The sequence below is a fragment of the Bradyrhizobium sp. WSM4874 genome (assembly GCF_055811835.1).
Genome location: NZ_JBVVPR010000029.1, coordinates 56,543 through 78,605 on the forward strand (window position 1 = coordinate 56,543; position 22,063 = coordinate 78,605).

Annotated in this window: 25 protein-coding genes; 7 read left to right on the top strand and 18 right to left on the bottom strand. The window is 64.6% G+C overall.

What is annotated here, in order from left to right:
- Together AC0L3P_RS26155 and AC0L3P_RS26160 are read right to left on the bottom strand one after the other, a co-directional pair.
- Complete coding sequence (locus tag AC0L3P_RS26155) at positions 1-1,032, bottom strand: alpha/beta fold hydrolase (protein ID WP_473306293.1); 1,032 nt, start codon at positions 1,030-1,032, stop codon at positions 1-3.
- A gap of 968 nt (positions 1,033-2,000) precedes the next feature.
- The gene (locus AC0L3P_RS26160) at positions 2,001-2,672 is read right to left on the bottom strand and encodes a response regulator (RefSeq protein WP_275174502.1); all 672 of its coding nucleotides are present in this window, start codon (positions 2,670-2,672) and stop codon (positions 2,001-2,003) included.
- 344 nt (positions 2,673-3,016) lie between these two features.
- Between AC0L3P_RS26160 and AC0L3P_RS26165 the strand changes: the two genes are divergently transcribed.
- Positions 3,017-4,642, top strand: coding sequence for an MFS transporter (locus AC0L3P_RS26165; protein ID WP_275174503.1), 1,626 nt, complete (start codon positions 3,017-3,019; stop codon positions 4,640-4,642).
- Between the two features lie 81 nt (positions 4,643-4,723).
- On the opposite strand, the gene AC0L3P_RS26170 is transcribed toward AC0L3P_RS26165, so the two are convergent.
- The 3 genes from AC0L3P_RS26170 to AC0L3P_RS26180 form a co-directional block, all read right to left on the bottom strand.
- On the bottom strand, positions 4,724-5,197 hold the full coding sequence (locus AC0L3P_RS26170; RefSeq protein WP_473306298.1) for a secondary thiamine-phosphate synthase enzyme YjbQ: 474 nt from the start codon (positions 5,195-5,197) through the stop codon (positions 4,724-4,726).
- 134 nt (positions 5,198-5,331) lie between these two features.
- Positions 5,332-5,880, bottom strand: a complete 549-nt coding sequence (locus tag AC0L3P_RS26175) for a hypothetical protein (RefSeq protein WP_473306301.1) — start codon at positions 5,878-5,880, stop codon at positions 5,332-5,334.
- A 73-nt stretch (positions 5,881-5,953) separates the two neighbouring features.
- Complete coding sequence (locus AC0L3P_RS26180) at positions 5,954-6,196, bottom strand: hypothetical protein (RefSeq protein ID WP_473306303.1); 243 nt, start codon at positions 6,194-6,196, stop codon at positions 5,954-5,956.
- A 75-nt stretch (positions 6,197-6,271) separates the two neighbouring features.
- Here AC0L3P_RS26180 and AC0L3P_RS26185 point away from each other — a divergent pair, with 75 nt between their 5' ends.
- The 5 genes from AC0L3P_RS26185 (at position 6,272) to AC0L3P_RS26205 (ending at position 8,909) form a co-directional block, all read left to right on the top strand.
- Positions 6,272-6,646, top strand: coding sequence for an AtpZ/AtpI family protein (locus tag AC0L3P_RS26185; protein ID WP_211395574.1), 375 nt, complete (start codon positions 6,272-6,274; stop codon positions 6,644-6,646).
- A gap of 114 nt (positions 6,647-6,760) precedes the next feature.
- On the top strand, positions 6,761-7,510 hold the full coding sequence (locus AC0L3P_RS26190) for a F0F1 ATP synthase subunit A (RefSeq protein ID WP_018459993.1): 750 nt from the start codon (positions 6,761-6,763) through the stop codon (positions 7,508-7,510).
- 53 nt (positions 7,511-7,563) lie between these two features.
- On the top strand, positions 7,564-7,794 hold the full coding sequence (locus AC0L3P_RS26195) for a F0F1 ATP synthase subunit C (RefSeq protein ID WP_007599451.1): 231 nt from the start codon (positions 7,564-7,566) through the stop codon (positions 7,792-7,794).
- A gap of 60 nt (positions 7,795-7,854) precedes the next feature.
- Positions 7,855-8,418, top strand: coding sequence for a F0F1 ATP synthase subunit B family protein (locus tag AC0L3P_RS26200; protein WP_275174508.1), 564 nt, complete (start codon positions 7,855-7,857; stop codon positions 8,416-8,418).
- Positions 8,419-8,423: 5 nt separating this feature from the next.
- Entirely contained in the window at positions 8,424-8,909 is a 486-nt protein-coding gene (locus AC0L3P_RS26205) for a F0F1 ATP synthase subunit B family protein (protein WP_027570043.1), read from the top strand.
- 181 nt (positions 8,910-9,090) lie between these two features.
- Here AC0L3P_RS26205 and AC0L3P_RS26210 read toward each other — a convergent pair whose 3' ends face one another.
- The 5 genes from AC0L3P_RS26210 to AC0L3P_RS26230 all read right to left on the bottom strand — a co-directional run bounded on the left by AC0L3P_RS26210 (position 9,091) and on the right by AC0L3P_RS26230 (position 14,417).
- Positions 9,091-9,747: a hypothetical protein gene (locus AC0L3P_RS26210; protein ID WP_473306348.1), complete on the bottom strand. Its 657-nt coding sequence runs from the start codon at positions 9,745-9,747 to the stop codon at positions 9,091-9,093.
- 122 nt (positions 9,748-9,869) lie between these two features.
- Positions 9,870-10,457, bottom strand: coding sequence for a GNAT family N-acetyltransferase (locus tag AC0L3P_RS26215; protein ID WP_007599447.1), 588 nt, complete (start codon positions 10,455-10,457; stop codon positions 9,870-9,872).
- Positions 10,458-10,496: 39 nt separating this feature from the next.
- Entirely contained in the window at positions 10,497-11,786 is a 1,290-nt protein-coding gene (locus AC0L3P_RS26220; protein WP_473306306.1) for a M16 family metallopeptidase, read from the bottom strand.
- Complete coding sequence (gene thrC, locus AC0L3P_RS26225) at positions 11,783-13,201, bottom strand: threonine synthase (protein WP_027570040.1); 1,419 nt, start codon at positions 13,199-13,201, stop codon at positions 11,783-11,785. Before thrC ends, AC0L3P_RS26220 begins: the two co-directional genes overlap by 4 nt.
- A 571-nt stretch (positions 13,202-13,772) precedes the next feature.
- Complete coding sequence (locus AC0L3P_RS26230; RefSeq protein WP_008541266.1) at positions 13,773-14,417, bottom strand: response regulator transcription factor; 645 nt, start codon at positions 14,415-14,417, stop codon at positions 13,773-13,775.
- A gap of 85 nt (positions 14,418-14,502) precedes the next feature.
- Between AC0L3P_RS26230 and AC0L3P_RS26235 the strand changes: the two genes are divergently transcribed.
- Positions 14,503-15,843 (top strand): histidine kinase, encoded by a 1,341-nt coding sequence (locus AC0L3P_RS26235; RefSeq protein WP_473306309.1) that lies wholly within the window; start codon positions 14,503-14,505, stop codon positions 15,841-15,843.
- Positions 15,844-15,877: 34 nt separating this feature from the next.
- Here AC0L3P_RS26235 and AC0L3P_RS26240 read toward each other — a convergent pair whose 3' ends face one another.
- The 8 genes from AC0L3P_RS26240 to ctaD all read right to left on the bottom strand — a co-directional run bounded on the left by AC0L3P_RS26240 (position 15,878) and on the right by ctaD (position 22,043).
- Positions 15,878-16,243, bottom strand: a complete 366-nt coding sequence (locus tag AC0L3P_RS26240) for a nuclear transport factor 2 family protein (RefSeq protein ID WP_354207612.1) — start codon at positions 16,241-16,243, stop codon at positions 15,878-15,880.
- 114 nt (positions 16,244-16,357) lie between these two features.
- Entirely contained in the window at positions 16,358-17,110 is a 753-nt protein-coding gene (locus AC0L3P_RS26245; protein WP_473306312.1) for an SURF1 family protein, read from the bottom strand.
- Complete coding sequence (locus AC0L3P_RS26250) at positions 17,107-17,508, bottom strand: DUF983 domain-containing protein (protein ID WP_354207608.1); 402 nt, start codon at positions 17,506-17,508, stop codon at positions 17,107-17,109. The genes AC0L3P_RS26245 and AC0L3P_RS26250 overlap by 4 nt, the downstream gene beginning before the upstream one ends.
- A 99-nt stretch (positions 17,509-17,607) precedes the next feature.
- Positions 17,608-18,504, bottom strand: coding sequence for a cytochrome c oxidase subunit 3 (locus tag AC0L3P_RS26255; RefSeq protein ID WP_275174514.1), 897 nt, complete (start codon positions 18,502-18,504; stop codon positions 17,608-17,610).
- 79 nt (positions 18,505-18,583) lie between these two features.
- Positions 18,584-19,234 carry a cytochrome c oxidase assembly protein gene (locus AC0L3P_RS26260; protein WP_354207605.1) on the bottom strand — a complete coding sequence of 217 codons (651 nt, stop codon included), beginning with the start codon at positions 19,232-19,234 and terminating at the stop codon, positions 18,584-18,586.
- Between the two features lie 5 nt (positions 19,235-19,239).
- The gene (locus AC0L3P_RS26265) at positions 19,240-19,416 is read right to left on the bottom strand and encodes a CoxF protein (protein ID WP_275174516.1); all 177 of its coding nucleotides are present in this window, start codon (positions 19,414-19,416) and stop codon (positions 19,240-19,242) included.
- The gene (locus tag AC0L3P_RS26270) at positions 19,413-20,357 is read right to left on the bottom strand and encodes a heme o synthase (protein ID WP_275174517.1); all 945 of its coding nucleotides are present in this window, start codon (positions 20,355-20,357) and stop codon (positions 19,413-19,415) included. The genes AC0L3P_RS26265 and AC0L3P_RS26270 overlap by 4 nt, the downstream gene beginning before the upstream one ends.
- A gap of 60 nt (positions 20,358-20,417) precedes the next feature.
- A complete protein-coding gene (ctaD, locus tag AC0L3P_RS26275) occupies positions 20,418-22,043 on the bottom strand; it encodes a cytochrome c oxidase subunit I (protein ID WP_354063595.1) in 1,626 nt (541 codons plus the stop codon).
- Between the last annotated feature and the right edge of the window lie 20 nt (positions 22,044-22,063).

Consider the following 22,063-nt stretch of genomic DNA (forward strand, 5'->3'; position numbering starts at 1 on the left):
TCAGGCGCCGCCGTCGGCGTCGATGACGGCCTTGGCAAAGGCTTGTGGTGCTTCCTGCGGCAGATTGTGGCCGATGCCACCGGTAATCAGGCGAAACTCGTAGCGGCCCGAGAACTTTTTGGCATAGGCGCTCGGGTCGGGATGCGGGGCGCCGTTGGCGTCGCCTTCCATCGTGATGGTCGGCACGTCGATGACCGGACCCGCGGCGAGCTTCTTTTCGAGATGTTCGTACTTCACTTCGCCCTGGGCAAGCCCGAGCCGCCAGCGGTAATTGTGAATGGTGATCACGACGTGATCCTTGTTGTCCAGCGCCGCCGCGCTGCGGTCGAAGGTGGCGTCGTCGAACTTCCACTGCGGCGAGGCCAGCTTCCAGATCAGTTTTGCGAAATCATGCGTGTACTTCTCGTATCCGGCGCGGCCGCGCTCGGTCGAGAAATAGAACTGGTACCACCAGAGCAGCTCGGCCGACGGCGGCAGCGGTGCATTGCCCGCGGCCTGACTGGATATCAGATAGCCGCTGACCGACACCAGCGCGCGGCAGCGCTCCGGCCACAGCGCAGCGATGATGTCGGCGGTGCGCGCGCCCCAATCGAAACCGGCGACGACCGCCTTCTTGATGTCGAGCTTGTCCATCAGCGCGATGATGTCGGCGGCCATTGCTGCCGGCTCGCCGTTGCGCGGCGTTTCGTCGGAGAGGAAGTGCGTCGAGCCGTAGCCACGCAGGTAAGGGATGATGACGCGATAGCCGGCCTTCGCCAGGATCGGCGCGACGTCGGCGAAGGCGTGAATGTCGTAGGGCCAGCCGTGCAGCAGGATCGCTACGGGACCGTTCGCAGGACCGGCTTCCGCGTAGCCGACGTTGAGGACGCCGGCATCGATCTGCTTGATCGCGCCGAATGAGGCGTTCGTTGCGGAATAGCGCGGCGCTTCCGATTCGGCGCGGGCGAGGCCGATCACGCCGAGGCCGGCGGCGACAGTTCCTGCGGCGACGCCAAAGAACTGGCGGCGGTGCTGGTCAATGCTCTGTGTCATGGTGCTGCTCCCTTGTTGATCGGCCATGCACTGACTAGCAGCGGCGACCGCGAGACACCCGTTTGGAGTTGTGAGAAGTTGTGAGGTTCCGGTTCCAGCATCTGCGGCCCGATCGCCGGGACACGAGAACGGAGTGTGGCGCACGTTCTCTCCACATCGTCATTGCGAGCGTAGCGAAGCAATCCAGAATCCCTCCGCGGCGACAGACTGGATTGCTTCGCTGCGCTCGCAATGACGGAGTATGAGGCGGCAGCGCCACTCTTCCAGCTCGCATTTTTGAATCCGGACACGCCTTCGCGTCTCGCGGCGCAATTCGCCCGAGCTTTGCTTCGTCACTCCACCCTCTTGTCCAAGAGGGCGCAGGGAAGGCCGGGTGCCGGCTGGCACCCACGGTCCGCTGCGCGAAAAGCACACGCAGGAAAACCGCACAGCAGCATACAGGTGTAGCCAATCACTCGGCCTTCCCTGCGCGATGGTTGGACGGCTTATGCCGTGCTCTCCCGGGAGCCGAGTTCCTTTTGGCCTCCCTCGCCCTCGCGAAAGTCACCGACACCGCGCCGGTCGACGCAGATGCCGCATCCGCAAGAGCTTGACCGTAGCAACGACGGCCAGGACCACACGGTTTTGCCGTACGCACGGCCCGCCATTTCGCCGCAGTTTTCCCAGCCCTGTCGACGGAGCCGGAAACTTACAGACGAGACGAAGCCTAGCAGCGCCGCTCGTCGGAACGAAGCCTTGGGCTCACGGAGAGCAATCCGCCCTGCCCACGCCTCTCGCACCCGAACGCTGCCGCGTCCACCGCAAGCCCGGCTCGCGAACGTGACGACCACAAGATCGCCCCTCAAGGATGAGCCGGGATAGGCGACACATACGCCATTTCCGAATTTCGGTAAAGTGGAATATTTTTGCGCGCGCGGATTGACAGAGGGGCGACACAGGCGCGGTCGCGTAGCTCGCCCGCTAGGGACTCACCCCGTCGGGGTGCCCTGCTTCCACTGGCCGCCGGCGATCTTTGCGGCGGCGATCACGGCTTGGGTCCGGCTTTCGACGCCGAGCTTTTGCAGGATCGCCGAGACATGCGCCTTGATGGTGGCCTCGGAGACGCCGAGCTCATAGGCGATCTGCTTGTTGAGCAATCCCTCCGACAGCATCATCAGAACCCGGACCTGCTGCGGCGTCAGCGTCACCAGCCGATCGCGCAGGCGCGTCATGTCGGGGTCGGCGACCGCCGACAGATCAGTGTCGGCGGGAACCCAGACCTCGCCCTCCATCACCTTGAGGATGGCGTCGCGCAGGGTCTCGACGCCGAAGCGCTTCGGAATGAAACCGGAAGCGCCGAAATCCAGCGAACGGCGGATCGTGGCGCTGTCGTCGGAGGCGGAGACGATCACCACCGGGATCGCCGGATATTGCGCGCGCAGATAGATCAGGCCTGAAAAGCCGGAGATCCCGGGCATCGAGAGGTCGAGCAGGATCAGGTCGACGTCGGAGGTCTGTTCCAAAAGCTTGGTCAGATCCTCAAACGATCCAGCCTCGTCGATCCTGGCCGAGCTCAGGACGCCCGCCACCGCCTGCCGCAGCGCGTCGCGGAACAGCGGGTGGTCATCGGCAATGACGAGATGGGTCGAGGGAGCGTTCATCGTTCTCTTGCTGGCAATCGCACCGGGCCAGTAAGCCGGCGCAGGCCCTTGGGTCAATTCTTTCCCGACCAGCCGTGGCATGCAAGTGGACATTATCCCTTTGCGGCAACGGGGTTAATCCACAGGCCGGCACTATGTTGCCGAATGGAACGCCCGCGGCGTCAGGCGAGCGTCAGTGCGAAAGGCCGAAAGTCGTATTGGGGCGGGTTTCACGCCAATGTTACCTTGGGGGTAAGGCTTGGGTTGATCCGGCATGGCCGGGCATCCAGGGCGCGAGGAAACGATTTTTCGGGGAGCGACTCAACATGTCGACAATGGCTGTGTCTCAAGCAGGCGCGGGAGGGATGACGAAGGACGAACGGTTCGTCATTCTCGCCTCCTCGCTCGGTACCGTTTTCGAGTGGTACGATTTCTATCTCTACGGTTCGCTGGCCGGCATCATCGGCGCGCAGTTCTTCTCGGCCTATCCGCCGGCAACCCGCGACATCTTCGCGCTGCTGGCCTTCGCCGCGGGCTTCCTGGTGCGCCCCTTCGGCGCGATCGTGTTCGGCCGTGTCGGCGACATCGTCGGTCGCAAATACACCTTCCTCGTCACCATCCTGATCATGGGTCTGTCGACCTTCATCGTCGGCCTGCTGCCCAACGCGGCGACCATCGGCATCGCGGCCCCGATCATCCTGATCGCGCTGCGTCTCGCCCAGGGCCTGGCGCTCGGCGGTGAGTATGGCGGTGCGGCGACCTACGTCGCGGAGCATGCCCCGAACGGCAAGCGCGGCTACTACACCTCCTTCATCCAGACCACGGCGACGCTCGGACTGTTCCTGTCGCTGCTGGTGATCCTGTTCACGCGCTCCGCGCTCGGCGAACCCGACTTCGCGGCCTGGGGCTGGCGCATTCCGTTCCTGGTCTCGGTGCTGCTGCTCGGCGTCTCGGTCTGGATCCGGCTTCGCCTCAACGAATCCCCGATCTTCCAGAAGATGAAGGACGAGGGGAAGAGCTCGAAGGCCCCGCTGACGGAAGCCTTCGGCAACTGGCAGAACGGCAAGCTCGTGCTGCTGGCGCTGCTTGGCGGCGTGATGGGCCAGGGCGTGGTCTGGTACACCGGCCAGTTCTACGCGCTGTTCTTCCTGCAATCGATCCTCAAGGTCGACGGCTACACCGCCAACCTGCTGATCGCCTGGTCGCTCCTGCTCGGGACCGGCTTCTTCATCGTGTTCGGCATGCTCTCCGACAAGATCGGCCGCAAGCCGATCATCCTCGGCGGCTGTCTGATCGCGGCGCTGACCTTCTTCCCGATCTTCAAGATGATCACCACCAACGCCAACCCGGCGCTGGAAAAGGCGATCGAGTCGGTCAAGGTCGACGTGGTGGCGGATCCCGCAGGTTGCGGCGACCTGTTCAACCCGGTCGGCACCCGCGTCTTCACGTCGCCTTGCGACACCGCGCGTGCCTACCTGTCGCAGTCGTCGGTCAAGTACTCGACCACGCCGGGTGCGGCGGGCTCCGGCGTGAAGGTGGTGGTCAACGGCAAGGAAGTTCCCTACGCCAACGCCAAGGACGGCAATCCGGCGCTCCTCGCTGCCGCGCAGGCGGCCGGCTATCCGAAGCCCGGCGATGCAGGCATCGTGAAGATGGCGCATCCGTTCGACATCTTCCGTCCGCAGGTCGCTGCGGTTGTCGGGCTGCTATTCGTCCTGGTGCTCTTCGTCACCATGGTCTACGGCCCGATCGCCGCGATGCTGGTCGAACTGTTCCCGACCCGCATCCGCTACACCTCGATGTCGCTGCCCTACCACATCGGTAACGGCTGGTTCGGCGGCTTGCTGCCGGCGACCGCCTTCGCCATCGTGGCCTCGACCGGCGATATCTATGCGGGCCTCTGGTATCCGGTCATCTTCGCATCGATTACCGTCGTGATCGGCTTGTTCTTCCTGCCGGAGACCAAGGACGTCGATATCAAGTCGAACTGATCGACGGCAGATCCGGATCAACACCAACCGGCCGCGGTCTCCGCGGCCGGTTTTGTTTTATCCACCCCGCTCGAAAACGCCCTACTGATTGCCGCCGACGAATTGCAGCACGATTTCGCGCCGGTGCGGGCGCTTGCGGTGCTCGATCAGGTAGATCGCCTGCCAGGTGCCGAGCGCGAGCTTGCCGCTCAGGACCGGCACATGAAGCGAAGTCTGGGTCAGCATGGTCTTGACGTGCGCCGGCATGTCGTCGGGTCCCTCGGCATCATGCGTCCAGCCGGCGCTCTCCGGCGCGAGCCGGGACAGCGCCGTGGTGAGATCCACGAGCACGGAAGGGTCGGCGTTCTCCTGGATCGTCAGCGATGCCGAGGTGTGGCGAATGAAAAGCGTCAACGCGCCGTCTCGCGCGCCTGCCTCGGCGACGAACTTCGCAGCTTCGACGGTGAGATCGGTGAAGCCGCGGCCCGGCGTCTGCACGGTCAGCAGCGACGATGCGATGGTGGTGGCCTGCACCGACGATGGCGCCGAGCGTGAAATGGATTTGGCTGATGTCATGAAAGTCTCGCCTGATCGAAAGCTGCCGTAGGGTGGGCAAAGCGAAGCGTGCCCAGCATTCGCCCTGCATAGTTGGAAGATTGGTGGGCACGGCGCGTCGCGCCTTTGCCCACCCTACGGCAGCTCGCCATGCGCTAAATCTTCCCCGACACGTCCTTCTGCACGCGGTTGGCCATGTCGATCAGCCGACGCCAGGCCTTTTCCAGGAACGACATCACGCGATCGACGTCCTGGTCGCTCGGCAGCGGGATCTCGATCCTGCGGTCGCTCTCGGCGGCCTTTGGTTCTCGTGCTTGCGGCTCCGCCTTCTTGAACGGGTCGGATTTCGGCAGCGCCTCGTCGATCTTGCCCGACACGGTCGGCCCCGCCGCAAGTCGTCCCTTCAGCGTCTCGACTTCGGCCTGGAGCCTGCCGATCTCGGCGTCGAGCGCAGCACGTTCATCGGGCACCGCGTAGCAGGCCCAGCCGGCGCCGCTCCGGGTGCAGGTCGACACCGTGCCGGTGCGGCTGTCGAGCCGCAGCACGCCCTCGGGGATGGGGGTCATGCTGTAGCGGCCGTTTTCGCTGTCGGGCGCGGATTGCGCGGCGAGGCCGCCAGCGCTGACCGCCATCGCCGCGGCGAACACCGCCGCGGCAAGCCATGATGCTGTGCATGATGCTGTAGATGAATTCGCTGGTCTCATCGCGTTCTCCGCCACGACGCGCCGGTAGCACTTCCAAAGATGGCGCTCATAAAGGTGGCACTTCTCGCAAATTCTACACCCCGGCGAGGCGATCCGCCGCCCAAAACGCGCCTTTGACATGAACGATCGCGGCACCCCCTTTGATCCCGGCAGCCGGGTGAAATGGCGACTGCATCCGCCGATCAAGCGGAGACCTGCTGCGGTGCGGCGTCACGCTGTGTGCAGCGCTGCCGCTCGCGCCGATATTTTCAAATAAATCAGATACATAAGAGGAATGGACGCAATCGTGACTTGGCTTGACTTGATTATGGGCCATCAGTATGGTCCGCGCGGCTTTTGAGGGTGGCGGGCGCAATTTCCATTCAGCCGCGGCGTTTCGGGTCTTCGTTGCATGACACAGGGCACGGGACACGGCGAGAATGGAGATCGCGATAGATCGCCCGAGGAAGCTGCGCTTTCCGAACGGCTCGGAAATCTTGATCAGCGGTTGTCCGAATTTCGCGGCCGCCACATCAAGACCGAGCAACCCGCAGGTGACGGTGAAGACAGAGCGGCCAGAGCCTCGGCGATGGCGCTTGGTTTCCGGTTATCCTCCGAGTTGGTCGCCGGGGTCGTTGTCGGAGCGGGGATTGGCTGGGGTTTCGACCGCTTGCTGTCGACGTCGCCTTTCGGATTTATCGTGTTCCTGCTGCTGGGCTTCGTCGCCGGCGTGGTGAATGTGGTGAGAACGGCAGGCGCGGGTCAAAACAGGCGCGGTGGTTCTTAAGCGATCCACTCCAGGAGAGGAATGATCGTGCCGGCTCGCGCCGGTACGGGCCGGGCCCGACCGGCAGACCGAGACCCGCCGGCATCGCCCGGCAGACCAAGAGATGCCGCGCTGATGAAAATCGATCCGATCCACCAGTTCAACATCGAGCCTCTCTTCACCCTGGGCCATATCGGCAACCACACGATCGCCTTCACCAATTCGTCGCTCTACATGCTGGTGGCGGTCGCGATCATCTCGATCCTGATGCTCGCCAGCGGCACGCAGCTGGTTCCCGGGCGCCTGCAGTCGGTCGCCGAGATCTCCTACGAGTTCGTGGCCTCGACCATCCGCTCGACGGCCGGCGCGGAAGGCATGAAGTTCTTCCCGCTGATCTTCTCGCTGTTCATGTTCATCTGCGTTTCGAACCTGGTCGGCATCATCCCCTACACCTTCACGATCTCGAGCCATCTGATCGTCACCGCGGCGCTCGCGCTGCTGGTCTTCTTCACGGTCCTGATCTACGGCATTGCCAAGAACGGGCTGAAATTCTTCTCGATCTTCGTGCCCCACGGCGTCCCCGGCTATATCCTGCCGCTGGTGATGTTCATCGAGATCCTGTCGTTCTTCCTGCGGCCGGTCTCCCACAGCGTCCGTCTGTTCGCCAACATGCTGGCCGGCCACATCGCGCTCAAGGTGTTCGCGGGCTTCGTCGCCATGCTCGGCTTCTCGCTCGGCGCCCTTGGCTGGGTCGGCGGCGTGCTGCCGCTGGCGCTCACGGTCGCGCTGTACGCTCTCGAGATTCTGGTCGCGTTCCTGCAAGCCTATGTGTTTGCGATCCTGACCTGCATCTACCTCAACGACGCCATTCATCCGGGACACTGAGCGGTCCGGGGAATTTCCACCCAAAACCCAATCTTTCTTCCAAGGAGTCTAAAATGGATCCGGCAGCAGCAAAACTTATCGGCGCGGGCATCGCATGCATCGGCATGGGCGGCGCGGGCGTCGGCGTCGGCGTGATCTTCGGCAACTACCTCGCCGCAGCCGTTCGCAACCCCTCGGCCGCTCAGGGCCAGTTCGGCAATCTGATCTTCGGCTTCGCCGTGACCGAAGCGCTCGGCATTTTCTCGCTGCTGATCGCGCTGCTGCTGCTGTTCGTTCCGCTCTGAGAACGATTTTTCGCGCCGCTTCGACCGAAGCGACGCGCATGGCTGCAACAGGAGTAATCCATGGCTGAAAGTCATGGCGGGGCGAAAAGTCCGGCGGCGGGCGCCCACACCGGGTCCGAAGGCGGACACGGTGGCGGTTTTCCGCCGTTCGAGAGCGGCACCTATGCTTCGCAGCTGGTGTCGCTCGCGATCTTCTTCGTCGCGCTTTACGTGATCGTGTCCAAGCTCGCTTTGCCGCGCGTCGGCGGGGCGATCGAGGCGCGCCAGAACAAGATCGAGGGCGACCTCGCCGAAGCGCAGAAGCTGAAGGACCAGTCCGAAGCGGCGCTGAAGGCCTATGAAAGCGAGCTTGCTTCGGCACGCTCGCGCGCGCAGGCCATCGGCAACGAATCCCGCGACAAGGCGAACGCGCAGGCGGACGCCGAGCGTAAGGCGCTGGAAGAGCAACTGGCGGCCAAGCTCGCCGAGGCGGAGAAGACCATCGCCTCGACCCGCGCGACCGCCATGAGCAACGTCCGCGGCATCGCGGCCGATGCGGCGGGCACCATCGTGCAGCAGCTCACCGGCGTGGTTCCGGACGCGGCGTTGGTCAATGCCGCCGTTGATGCGTCCTTGAAGGGTTAATCGATATGTTCTTCGATCCTGAAACCTGGGTCGCCATCGCCTTCGTGATCCTGATGGTCGTGTTCGGCTATCTCGGGGTCTTCAAGAAGGCCATGACTGCGCTCGACCATCGCGCCGATCGCATCAAGGCCGAGCTCGACGATGCGACGCGCCTCAAGCAGGAAGCCGCCAAGGTGCTCGCCGACTACAAGGCGCGCACCGCCTCTGCCGAACGCGAGGCCGCCGACATCATCGCCAACGCGAAGAGCGAAGCCGAACGCATCGCAATCGAGGCCAAGGCCAAGGTGGAAGATTTCGTCGCTCGCCGCACCAAGACCGCGGAGGGTAAGATCGCGCTCGCCGAGGCCCAGGCGGTCGCCGATGTTCGCGCCGCAGCCGCGGAAGCCGCCGTCCAGGCCGCCTCCACGATCCTGTCGCAGTCGGTCAGGGGCCAGGTCGCCGACGATCTGCTCGCCAAGGGCATCACCGAGGTTCGGCAGAAGCTGAACTGAGGGGTCTCGCCTTCACCCATCAAAAAGCCGGCGCGATGAGCGCCGGCTTTTTTGTTTGATAGTTTGCTTTCTCGTCGTCATGGCCGGGCTTGTCCCGGCCATCCACGTTCTATTCAGGCGGAGCGAAGGACGTGGATGCCCAGGACAAGCCCGGGCATGACGATCACTTGCAAATCATTCGCTACTTCTTCTTCGCCCGCGACTTCGGCTCGGGTGACAGCGCCTGCGGATCGAAGCCGACATAGAAGATGTAGCTATCGGCGTCCTTGGCCGACGGCATCGGATAGACCAGATCCTCGGCCACGAAGGTGAACGGCACGCTGCCGCCCTCCGACATTCCGACCGTGGTCCGGTAGGCCTTGGAAGCGATCACCTTCTCGCCGACGCCGCCTTGCACCACGGCGACGCGTAGCGGCACCTCGACGGTCGCAGGCGCGCCGGCGGGACCGGCAATAACGCGGCCCTGGATGCCGATCCGGGCCGTAATATCGCCGCCATTGCGGGCGCATTCGCGCGCCATCTTGGTGATGGTGGCCTGGAAGCGGATCTCATTGCCGACGGCCGGCTTGCCGGTGGCACCGACCGCATAGGTGGAGGCTCCGGCACGCACCGTGACCTGCGGGCAATCAAGATCGTCATCAGCCGCCGGCTGGCCTGGTGCAGGCGCCGGCTTGGGTTGGGCCGGCTCGTCCGACTTGCCGCCGAACAGGCCCTTGAATCGATCGGTCAGCGACTGCGCCGCGACCGGCGAGATAGAGACGAGCGCAACTGACAACGCCAGCGCGGCCGCTGCCCCCCGCCGCAACGCATTCCGCGATGACCGAAGCTCCTGCACCATCAACACCCATACTCCATGACGACATCACGGCCGATCACCGGCCGGGTTGCGCCGTTATATCGTCAAAACCGGCGAACCCAAGGCAGGCACACAGGAGACTTTGGTCACATGAATGAACGGGCTCAGCCGCGGAAATCCTCGTGCAGCAGGCCGAACAGCAAATGGTCCTGCCAGACCCCGTTGATGCAGAGATAGCGGCGCGCCAGGCCCTCGCGGGAGAAACCGCACTTCTCCAGCACCCGGATCGACGGCGCATTGGTCGGGATGCAGGCGGCCTCGACCCGGTGCAGATTGAGCTCGCCGAACAGCGTCGGCAGCAGCACCCGCAGCGCGGCCGTCATGTAGCCGCGCTGGGCATGAGGCTTCCCGACCCAATAGCCGATGGTGCCCGCCTGGACGATGCCGCGACGGACATTGGCGAGCGTGATGCCGCCGACCATGGCGCCGTCGAGCTCCCGGAAGATCAGAAAGGGATAGGACCGGTCCGCGGCGATGTCCTCGGAATAGCGCCGCAGGCGACGGCGGAAGCCGGAGCGGGTGAGATCGTCCGACGGCCAGATCGGCTCCCAGGGCGTCAGGTAATCGCGGCTGGACTCGCGTAAGTGGGCCCACTGCAGGAAGTCCGACATCTGCGGCGCGCGTAGCAACAGGCCGTTGCCGCGCGGCGCGAGAGCGGCGGGTCCACTGGATGGCAGGCGAAAGAGGGCCATGGTGATGCTTCCCGGGGCGGTTCAACCCGTGCGCGGCTCCTAATGCAGCCGCGCCTTGGCGCGTGCCCGGGTCAATCCTTCCGCAAAAGACACCGCCGTGTCCAGACCCCTGCCACTGCCCAATGCGACAACCGCAGGGCGGCTGCGCGAAAGCAGCGCACGCGCCGCATCACGGGTCGATTCGACGCTGACGGCGTCGATCCGGGCCACCAGCTCCTCGGCCGTCTGGGGCCGGCCATAGGCCAGCACGTGGCGGGCGAGTTGCTCGGCGCGGGACGAGCAGCTCTCCAGCGCCATCAGCAGCCCCGCCTTCATCTGCGCCTTGGCCCGCGCGATCTCGACCTCGGTCAGGGTCTCGACCGAATCATTCATGATGTCGACCACGACCTCCATCATCTCGGGCGCATCGGCCGGATCGGTGCCGGTGTAGAGGCCGAAGAAGCCGGTGTCGGTATAGGGGGCGTGGAACGAGTAGATCGAGTAACAGAGGCCGCGCTTCTCGCGCACCTCCTGGAACAGCCGCGACGACATCCCGCCTCCGAGGATGTTGGTGAAGACCTGGAGCGAGAACAACGACAGATCGGTCTGCGGCACGCCCTCCAGCGCCAGCGTCAGATGGGCCTGCTCGAGCTCGCGATGCACCACCTTGGTGCCGCCCTTGCCGAACTGCGCGGGTTGCGGCTTGGGACCCGCTGTCCCGTTAAAACTGGCAAAGCGCTGCTCGACCTCGGCGACCACCTGCTTGTGATCGACCGCCCCGGCTGCCGCCACCACCATGTCGGGCCCGCGGTAATGCGTCGACAGATAGTCGCGCAGCGAGTCGCGGCTGAAGGCACGCAAGGTCTTCGCGGTGCCGAGCAGCGAGCGGCCCATCGGCTGGTCGGGATAGCAGAGCTCGTTGAGATGCTCGAACACGACGTCGTCAGGCGTGTCCTGCGCCGCGCCGATCTCCTGCACGATGACGTTCTTCTCACGCTCGAGCTCGTCGGGCTCGAAGGCCGGGTTGGCCAGGATGTCGGCGAGCACGTCGAGCGCGAGCGGCACGTCGCCCTTCAGCACCCGCGCATAATAGGACGTGGTCTCGGTCGAGGTGCCGGCATTGAGGTCGCCGCCGACCGCCTCGATCTCCTCGACGATCTCGCGCGAGGAGCGCTTCGTCGTGCCCTTGAACGCCATATGTTCCAGGAGATGCGAGATGCCGTGCTCGTTGGGCTTCTCGTCGCGCCCGCCGACGCCGGCCCAGACGCCGAGCGCCGCGGTCTCGAGATGGGGCATCTTGTCGGTGACGACAGTCAGGCCGGACGCAAGCTTGGAAATCTCGACGCTCATCCGGCAACTCCCTGTTTCGCGGCGCGGCTGACCGACAGCACGAACCGCTCGACCTCGGCCTGGTCGTTCTTCATCACCTTCATGTGTTCGGATTTGGTCATCAGACCATCGAGCCAGGCCGGCAGTTGCGGCCGCTGGCCGCAGGCCGCTTCGACCGCATCGGGGAATTTGGCCGGATGGGCAGTGGACAGCACGATGCTGGGAACCGTCCTGTCCGTGGTGTCGCGGTCGGCGACCGCGAGCGCGACCGCGGTGTGGGGATCGACCAGCTCGCCCGCCTCGCGCCAGGCGGCGCGGATCGCGGCCGCGGTCTCGGTCTCGTCGGCCCGGCCTGCATCGAATCCCTCGCGGATCGCGGCCAGCGTCGCATCGGGCAGCACGAAGCGCCCCGACTGCTTCAGCGAATCCATCAGACGGCGCACGCCGGCGGCATCGCGCCCGCCAGCCTCGAACAGCAGCCGCTCGAAATTCGAGGAGATCTGGATGTCCATCGACGGCGACGCCGTCGCGTGGACCTCGCGCACCTCATAGATCCCGGTCTTCAGCGTGCGCGCCAGGATGTCGTTGACGTTGGCGGCGATGCCCAGGGTCCGCACCGGAAGACCCATGCGCTTGGCGACATAGCCGGCAAAGATGTCGCCGAAATTGCCGGTCGGCACGACGAAGTCCACCGCGCGCGCGGGTGCGCCGGCGGCAACGGCGGAGGTGAAATAGTAGACCACTTGGGCGACGATGCGCGCCCAATTGATGGAATTGACGCCGGACAGCGACGTCGCATCGCGGAAGCGGTGGTTGTTGAACATCGCCTTCACGAGGGCCTGGCAATCGTCGAAATTGCCCTCGACGGCGAGCGCATGGACGTTGGCCGCGCCCGTCGTCGTCATCATCCGCCGCTGCACCTCGGAGATGCGGCCATGCGGGAACAGCACGATGAGATCGACATTTTCGAGCCCTGCGAACGCGTCGACCGCAGCACCGCCGGTGTCGCCCGAGGTCGCGACCACGATCGTGGTGCGCTGGCCGCGCTTGGCGAGAACGTGGTCCATCAGCCGCGAGATCAGCTGCATCGCCACGTCCTTGAAGGCGAGCGTCGGACCGTGGAACAGCTCCAGCACGAACTGATGCGGCGCCATCTGGCGCAGCGGCACCACCGCCGGATGGCGGAAGGTGGCGTAGGCCTCGTTCGCCATGCGGCCGAGCTCGGCGTCCGAGATCTCGCCGGCGACGAAGGGGCGGATCACCTCGACCGCGACCTCCCAATAGGGGCGACCGAAGAAGCCGGCGATGGCGTCAGTCGAGAGTTGCGGCCAGATGGCCGGCACATACAGGCCGCCGTCGCGGGCGAGCCCGGTCAGCATCACGTCGCAGAAGCCGAGTTCGGGGGCCTCGCCCCGGGTCGAGATATAACGAGTCAAACTGCCCTCCAAAGGCCGGCCGAGCCTAAGCTCGATCCGCAAGCCTTTGATTTTACGAAATTACTTGTTAACAGCCAGAGGCTTTGAGCCACCATAAAGTGTTTTGCGGCATCGGGAAACCGCTTCGCAACTGGGGCCATTGAACGAAAAGCACTGCCAACGAAATGCGCTGCCAACGAAAAGGGCTGCGGCAATGCCGCAGCCCTCTCTTGGAAGGTCTGTCGTTGTGTGCAGACCGGTTTTGCCTGTTTGGGGTCACCGACCCGCAAAAACTGTTCGCGCAAGCTTTCATCGCCTGTCACGCGATCGTCAAGGTCAAAACTGGATGCGCGAGAAAATGTTCCTATTTTTCCCGACACGTTTCGGCGCTAGCAAACGTTCTTGAGCGGTCTCGCATCACGCATTGCCATTAATTCCCGGACGGCCGGACAGTTCGGGAACGAACGACGGCTCGGCCCATTGTGTCGGCGGATGGTGTCGGCACTTTCCATGCATTGCCCGGCTGCGCCGAGACCGGTCCGCCCGCCGGACCGGCAGCATCCTGGAGCAGCCGGTTCGGCGCCCCGGGGCGTCAGTTCATCCCGATTTCCACCGCGATCCGGATCAGGTCGGAATGGTTCTTGGCACCGAGCTTCTGCTTGAGCAGGGAAGTGGTGTTGGCGACGGTCTTGTAGGAGATACCGAGCGCCTCGGCGACCTCGACGATCTTGTCGCCTCGCCCCAGCAGGCGGAGAATCTCGAGCTCCCGCGGCGTCATCTGCGAGGCGGGATTGGCCTTGATCGCCGCGCCGGAAAACGTCACGGCTTCGGCGAGCTGCGGTGAGATGAAATTGTCGCCCGCAACGACCTTGCGCACCGCCTTGAGCAGGATGCGGGGATCGTCGCCCTTGGAGACGTAGCCTTGCGCCCCGAGCTCGACCGCCCGCACCACGAAGGCCGGATCGTCGTTCATGCTGAACATGATGATCTTGGCGTCGGGATCGTCCTTGCGAATGCGTCGCATTAGTTCAAAGCCAGAGACGTCGGGCAGGCTGATGTCGATCACTGTGACGTCGGGCCGCTTGCTGACATAGGCGCGATGCCCGGATTTGGCGTCGGTCGCCTCGTCGATCCGAATCGAATGGTCGGAGGCGAACAGGGTGCGGCAACCCGACAGCACCACGGGGTGGTCGTCGACAATCAGGACGCGGGTCGCCGGCTTGGCAGTATCTTGCATCGCAGTTCTCTAGTTTTTCGACTCATAAACCGACGGGAACAAATGGAAAGAGCAAATCGGACCGATGCGCGTTAGAATTGACCTAATGTGGCAACGCTTCTCGTTCAGGACCCAACTGTTTCTGCCGCTCGGCATCAGCTTCCTCGCCGCGCTGATCATGGGCGGCGTGCTGCTCCAAACCTTCGCGACCGACCAATTGGCGGACGAGAACGAGCCGGGGCGGCGTTTGATCCAGACCGTTGCCGCCGCGCTCAACAACACCCTGCGCGCCTCGAACAATCCGCGGCAGACGCTCGACGCCTTTGTCCATTCTCTGGACACTTCCTCCGATATCCAATTCCGTGCCGTGGAGACGGGTCCCGCGTCCTCAGCGAGGGGCAGCCTGCGCAAGCCGCATGGCGTACCGCAATGGTTTGTCGACCTGCTCACCGTTCCGGTCATGGACGCGACAGCGCCGGTGACGATCGACGGCCAGCGTGTCGGCGATCTCGTCTTCCTGCCGGACCTGTCGGCCGATCTGTTCGAGAAGTGGATCGGCTTTCTCGCGCTGACCATCCTCGTTGCCGCGCTGATGGTGCTCACCGGTACCATTGCCTATGTTTTCGCGGGATCGGCCCTGCGCCCGCTGCAAGATCTCGGCGAAGGGCTCACGCGGATGCGGCGCGGCGACTACGCAACGCCGATCCCGGTCGGAGGACCGCCGGAAATCCGGCAAAGCTGCGAGGAGGCCAACGCGCTGGCCGAAACGCTGGCGCAGTTGAGCCAGGACAATCGCGACCTGCTGCACCGCCTGGTGTCGCTCCAGGACGACGAGCGGCGCGATCTCGCGCGCGAACTGCACGACGAACTCGGTCCGCTGCTGTTCAGCATCCGCGCCGGCACGATCGCATTGGCCGACGCCTCGCCCCCGGCGGGAAATCCCGGCAGTTCGGCGCAGGATGTGTTGCAATCGGTCGAGGCGCTCCAGCAGACCAACCGCCGCATCCTCGACCGGTTGCGACCGCTCTACATCGAGGAATTGGGCCTGGAGACCAGTGTGCAGACGCTGCTCCGGAATTTTCGCAAGCAGGCGCCGTCCATCAACCTGACGGACACCGTTGATCCGGATCTCAACGGGATCAACGGGCCGCTGGCTCAGACCGTCTATCGCGTGATTCAGGAGGCGCTGACCAACGTGTTGCGCCACGCCAGCGCCAGCAATGCCCATGTGCAGGCGACCTTCGCCAGCGAGACGGTCGTCATCGAGGTTTCCGACGACGGCGGCGGCTTTCCCGAAGGCAATGTGTTCGGCCGCGGCCTGACCGGCATGCATGAGCGCGTGCGCGCACTCAGCGGATCGCTGTCACTGCTGCGCGTGGACGACAGGACCTATGTGCGCTGCCGCCTTCCCGCCGCACCGGCACGCGAGGCGCCGGTCATCGATTAGGGCGTTTTCGAGCGAAGTGGATACAACCGAAACTCTAGCACGCACAGCCAAGCTGCGCGTTCTGTCGCGCCGGCTCGCACAGCGTGGTGCGGATCTTGCCGTCCAGGCTGAAGCAAAACGAGGCGCGGATGCGTAGCGCGCCGCCGACGGAATATTCGAGATCGACGCCGTGGGGCGCAGGATGGATTTCCTCCAGCCCGAAACCTGCCGACGAGAAAGCGCTGAGCCGCGGCTGCCAATATTCTTCGAGCTCACTCCGGCCGTGATAGCGCTGCGCGCCGTTGCACGTGCATTCGACCTGGGCGTCGTCCGCATAGAGATCGAGGAGCGTCGCAAGGTCGCCCTTCCTGCAGGCATCGACCCAGTCGACGACAATTCCCATCTGGTCGAAATCGCTCACGCTGCAATCCTGTCTGCCGCGGAAAAACGATGGCGGCTTAGGACCACACTCGTGAATGTGCGCTGAATGGTAAACCCCGGGCGATACCGGGTTCCCTGGAGGGATCTAAGTAGCTCAGCCCCGCCGCCGCCCTCTTGCCCACACGGCGAAGGCGATGAGCACGGCGCCTGCAAGCGTGAACCAGGTGATGGCGTATTGCAGGTGATCGTCCTTGAGATGCACGTCGAGCGGCCCCGGCCGCGGAATGCCGTTCTCGGGCGCCGGCTGCTCGAGGTCGACATAGAACGGCGCAACCGCGCCCCAGCCCAGCGCGCTCGCGATCGCCACGTGATCGCGCACGAACCACAGCCGCTTGTCGCGGTTCTCCGCCGGGGTCAGCCAGCCAGAGGCTTCGGGGAAGCGCAGATAGCCGGTGAACGAGACCTCCTGCCCCGTGACGAGCTTCTTGACCGCGCGATCCTCGACGCTGCGATCCTGCATGGTGTTTTCGACGAAGCCCGCATCGATCACCACCGTCTCGCCGCTCGGCAGCCGTGCCGGCAGGAACGCCCAGGTGCCGGGCCCTGACGCGTCCTTGCGCACGGCGGATCCGGGGGAATAGACCATCGCGTCGGGCAATGGCGCATAGGTCGCGGTAAAGCTGACACGGCGGAATTCATCGCGCGCGGGGCTTAGCGCGGCCCATCGTGCCGGCGGCGGCAGAGCGACCGGTGCCTCCGCGAGACGCTCGGTGAGTGCGGCGATCAGCTCGTGCTTGGCGAGGCGGCGCTGCAATTGCCAGACACCGAGCACGACACAGACCGCGGTCAGGAATAGCGTGAACAGCGCGAAGCCGGCCACGCGGGGCTTGCGCGCGGTCTCGTTCATTTCGCGCGGTCGACCAGCCGGCCCGGCGCCGCCTTGTGGTGGAATTGCAGCGCGATCAGCAGCGACTTCATGGCGCGCAACGGCAGCAGGGTGGTTGCGAGAATCAACGGCAGCCACAACACCGCGTGCAGCCAGTACGGCGGCTGGTACTTGACCTCGACGACGAGCGCGCAGCCGACCACGATCGCGCCGGCCAGCATGATGATGAAGATCGCCGGGCCGTCACCGGAATCGATGAAGGCGTAGTCGAGGCCGCAACGGTCGCAGGACGGCGCAAGCGTCAGGAAGCCCGCATAGAGCTTGCCCTGGCCGCAGCGCGGGCATTTGCAGGCAAGCCCGCGCAGCGCGCTCTGCAGGACGGTGGCTTGCGACTCGGACGTGTCGTCGGCTTTGTTCATGATGACAGGGTCTATCACAGTTTCTGCCGAAACCCCTGCGCGCAAAAAAGCAAAAGGGCGGCCCCGGGGCCGCCCTTTCTCGATCCGAAGTCAGCCCGCTCAGTGCGCGCCGTGGGCCATGGTCTCGGCGCCGTGTCCCCAGACATAGATGCAGAGGAACAGGAACAGCCAGACCACGTCGACGAAGTGCCAGTACCAGGCGGCGAACTCGAAGCCGAGATGCTGGGTCGGCGTGAAGTGGCCGGCATAGGCGCGGAACAGGCATACCAGCAGGAAGATGGTGCCGACCAGCACATGGAAGCCGTGGAAGCCGGTCGCCATGAAGAAGGTCGCGCCGTAGACGTTGCCGCCGAAGGAGAATGCCGCGTGGCTGTACTCATAGGCCTGCACGCAGGTGAAGAGCGCGCCGAGCACGACGGTCAGGATCAGGCCATACTTCAGGCCCTGGCGATCGTTCTCGAGCAGCGCATGGTGGGCCCAGGTCACCGTGGTGCCGGAGGTGAGCAGGATCAGCGTGTTCAGGAGCGGCAGATGCCAGGGATCGAAGGTCTCGATGCCGTGCGGCGGCCAGGTGCCCGGCACGGCGCAGGCGCCGGCCGCGGTCCCGAGACCACAGCCGAACACCGCATCGCGGGTGGCGTGGACGGCGTCGGCGGGGAATAGCGCTGCGTTGAAATAGGCCCAGAACCAGGCGACGAAGAACATCACCTCGGAGGCGATAAACAGGATCATGCCGTAGCGGTGATGCAGCTGCACGACGCGGGTGTGGTCGCCCTTGTACTGGGCTTCCCTGATCACGTCGGCCCACCAGCTCGCCATGGTGTAGAGCACACCGACGGTGCCGACACCGAAGATGATCGGCGCGGCCGAGAACATGTGGTGCATCCAGGTGATCGCGCCGACCGCCATGATGAAGGCCGAGATGGAGCCGACGACGGGCCATGGCGAGGGATCGACCAGGTGGTAGTCGTGATGTTTGGTGTGCGCCGTTGCCATATGCGGTCTCGCTCCTCAATCCCGTGCCTGTCCGGCACTTATCCCCTTGTTTCCAACCCCCCGGACGTGAGCCCGGCGGTCAGAGATTTCCCTTGCGTTTGTCGTTCTCACCAGATGCCAGCGGCTTCACCACCGGATCCTTCACCGGATAGAACGTGTAGGACAGCGTGATGGTGTTCAGCCCGTCGTTCTCGTGGTCGTCGGCGATCGACGGATCGACGTAGAACACGACCGGCATCTCGCGCTTCTCGCCGGGCGCCATGGTCTGCTCGGTGAAGCAGAAGCAGTTGATCTTCTGGAAATAGGATCCGACCGTCAGCGGCGCGACATTGTAGGCGGCCTGGCCGGCGGTGGTCCGCGCGGCCTGGTTGGTCACCGTATAAAAGACGGTCACGACCTGGCCGATATTGACCTCGATCTCGCTCTGCTCGGGCTCGAACTTCCAGGGCAGGCCGGGCGCGACGTTGGAATCGAAGCGCACCGCGATCTTCCGTGCGATCGGGCCGCTGGCCGGCGCCGAGGTCGCGACCTGGGTCGTGCCGTTGAAGCCGGTGGCGCGGCAGAACCAGTTGTAGAACGGCACCGCCGCGTAGGAGGCGCCGACCATCAGCGCGACCACGCCGCCGCAGATCGAGGCGACCACCACGTCGCGGCCAAGCCCCTTGGAAGGCCTATGCGCCTTGGTGGCCGTCCGGCTCTGATCCTGCGATATGGTCGGCTTCTGATCCATGTTTCCTACATCGGCCGGACGAGCACGGCCGGCCCCTTGACCATGGTCACGGCGAAGAACAGCACCACGAGCACGCCGAGCGCGAGTGCGATCGCGACCGAGCGCTGACGACGGCTCTTCTTCTGCGCCTCGGTGAGGACGATTCCATCTATCTCGGGTTTGTCGGCCATCCCTGTGATCATGCGCCCCCTACCATCGGCGCAAGCGCCCGGAACACCACCTCGGCCAGCAAGGTCGCAAACAGCGCGAACAGATAAAGGATGGAGAACGCAAACAGCTTGCGGGTCGCCCGCAGCGATTGGCTGCGCTCGCGGCGGACATAGACGTTGACGGCGAACGCCAGCATGCCAGCGCCGAGGATCAGCGAGACGATGCCGTAGATGGCGTCGAAATAGCCGAGCGCCCAGGGCGCAGCTGCGACCGCGATCAGCACGATGGTGTAGAGCAGGATCTGAAGCCGCGTCGCGTCGGGACCGGCGACGTTGGGCAGCATCGGAATGCCGGCGCGGGCGTAATCGTCGGAGCGGAACAGCGCCAGCGCCCAGAAGTGCGGCGGCGTCCAGAAGAAGATGATGGCGAACAGCAGCAGCGGCTCAACGTCGACCGTGCCTGTGACCGCGGCCCAGGCCACCACCGGCGGCAGCGCGCCGGCGGCACCGCCGATCACGATATTCTGCGCGGTCCAGCGCTTCAGGCCGATCGTGTAGATCACGACGTAGAAGAAGATGGTGAAGGCGAGCAGCGCGCCCGCGATCCAGTTGACGAGGATGCCGAGCGTCATCACCGAGAAGAAGGCGAGCGTCATGCCGAAGGTCATCGCCTCGGGGCGGGTGATGCGCCCGCGCGGAATCGGCCGGTTCGCCGTGCGCGACATCTTGGCGTCGATGTCGCCTTCCAGCGCCATGTTGAGCGCGCCGGACGCGCCGGCGCCGACGGCGATGCAGAGCAGCGAGGTGATGGCCAGCACCGGGTGGAAATGCCCGGGCGCCAACGCCATTCCGACCAGCGCGGTGAAGATCACCAGCGACATCACCCGCGGCTTCAGGAGCGCGATGTAATCGCCAACCTCCGCTTCGGAGATACGGGGATTGATGTCGATGGCGTTGTGGTCGAGGACGGACACTAGACTGACTCGCTTCGTTGTCGAGCCGCGGCGCCCGTCACGGGCGCCGCGAGCATTGGCTTACTGCACGCGGGGCAGCACTTCGAACTGGTGGAACGGCGGGGGCGAGGGCAACGTCCATTCCAGCGTGGTCGCACCTGCACCCCACGGATTGTCGCCGGCCGGCACCTTCTTCGCGAAGGCGTCGATCACGCAGTAGAGGAAGATCAGCACGCCGAAGCCGGAGATGTAGGAGCCGACCGACGAGACCAAATTCCAGCCCGCGAACGCGTCGGGATAATCGACATAGCGGCGCGGCATGCCCGACAAGCCGAGGAAGTGCTGCGGGAAGAACACCAGGTTCACGCCGATGAAGGTGACCCAGAAGTGCGCCTTGGCAAGCCCTTCATTGTACATGTAGCCCGACATCTTGGGGAACCAGTAGTACCAGCCGGCGAAGATTCCGAACACCGCACCGAGCGACAGCACGTAGTGGAAGTGCGCGACGACGTAGTAGGTCTCCTGGAGCACGCGGTCGACGCCGGCATTCGCCAGCACCACACCGGTGACGCCGCCGACGGTGAACAGGAAGATGAATCCCACCGCCCAGATCATCGGCGCGCGGAACTCGATCGAGCCGCCCCACATCGTGGCGATCCATGAGAATATCTTCACGCCGGTCGGGACCGCGATGACCATCGTGGCGGCGACGAAATAGGCCTGGGTCGCCGACGACATGCCGACCGTGTACATATGGTGCGCCCAGACCACGAAGCCGATGCCGCCGATCGCGACCATGGCGTAGGCCATGCCGAGATAGCCGAACACGGGCTTGCGCGAGAAGGTCGAGACGATCTGGCTGACCATGCCGAAGGCGGGCAGGATCAGGATGTACACTTCAGGGTGACCGAAGAACCAGAACAGATGCTGGAACAGCACGGGATCGCCGCCGCCTTCCGGATTGAAGAACGTCGTGCCGAAATTGCGGTCGGTGAGCAGCATCGTGATCGCACCGGCGAGCACCGGCAGCGACAACAGCAGCAGGAACACCGTCACCAGGATCGACCACACGAACAGCGGCATCTTGTGCAGGGTCATGCCCGGCGCGCGCATGTTGAAGATGGTGGTGATGAAGTTGATGGCGCCGAGGATCGACGAGGCGCCCGCCAGATGCAGCGACAGGATCGCGAAGTCGACGGCCGGGCCCGGGTGGCCCGAGCTCGACAGCGGCACGTACATGGTCCAGCCGGCACCGACACCGTTGGCGCCCGGCTCGCCCTCGACGAAGGTCGACATCAGCAGCAGCGCGAAGGAGGCCGGCAGCAGCCAGAACGAGATGTTATTCATGCGCGGGAACGCCATGTCGGGCGCGCCGATCATCAGCGGCACGAACCAGTTGCCGAAGCCGCCGATCATCGCGGGCATGACCATGAAGAAGATCATGATCAGGCCGTGGGAGGTCACGAACACATTGTAGGTGTGCGTCTCGTGGAAGATCTGCACGCCCGGATACATCAGCTCGGCACGGATCGCGATCGACATCGCGGCGCCGATGACGCCGGCGATGACCGCGAAGATCAGGTACATCGTGCCGATGTCCTTGTGGTTGGTCGAATAGACGTAGCGCCGCCATCCGGTCGGATGGGCATGCTCGTCATGTCCGTGGTCTTGCGCGTGATCGCCGTGTGTCGCTGCGCTCGTTGCCATTTTCTAATCCTGCCTTGCGT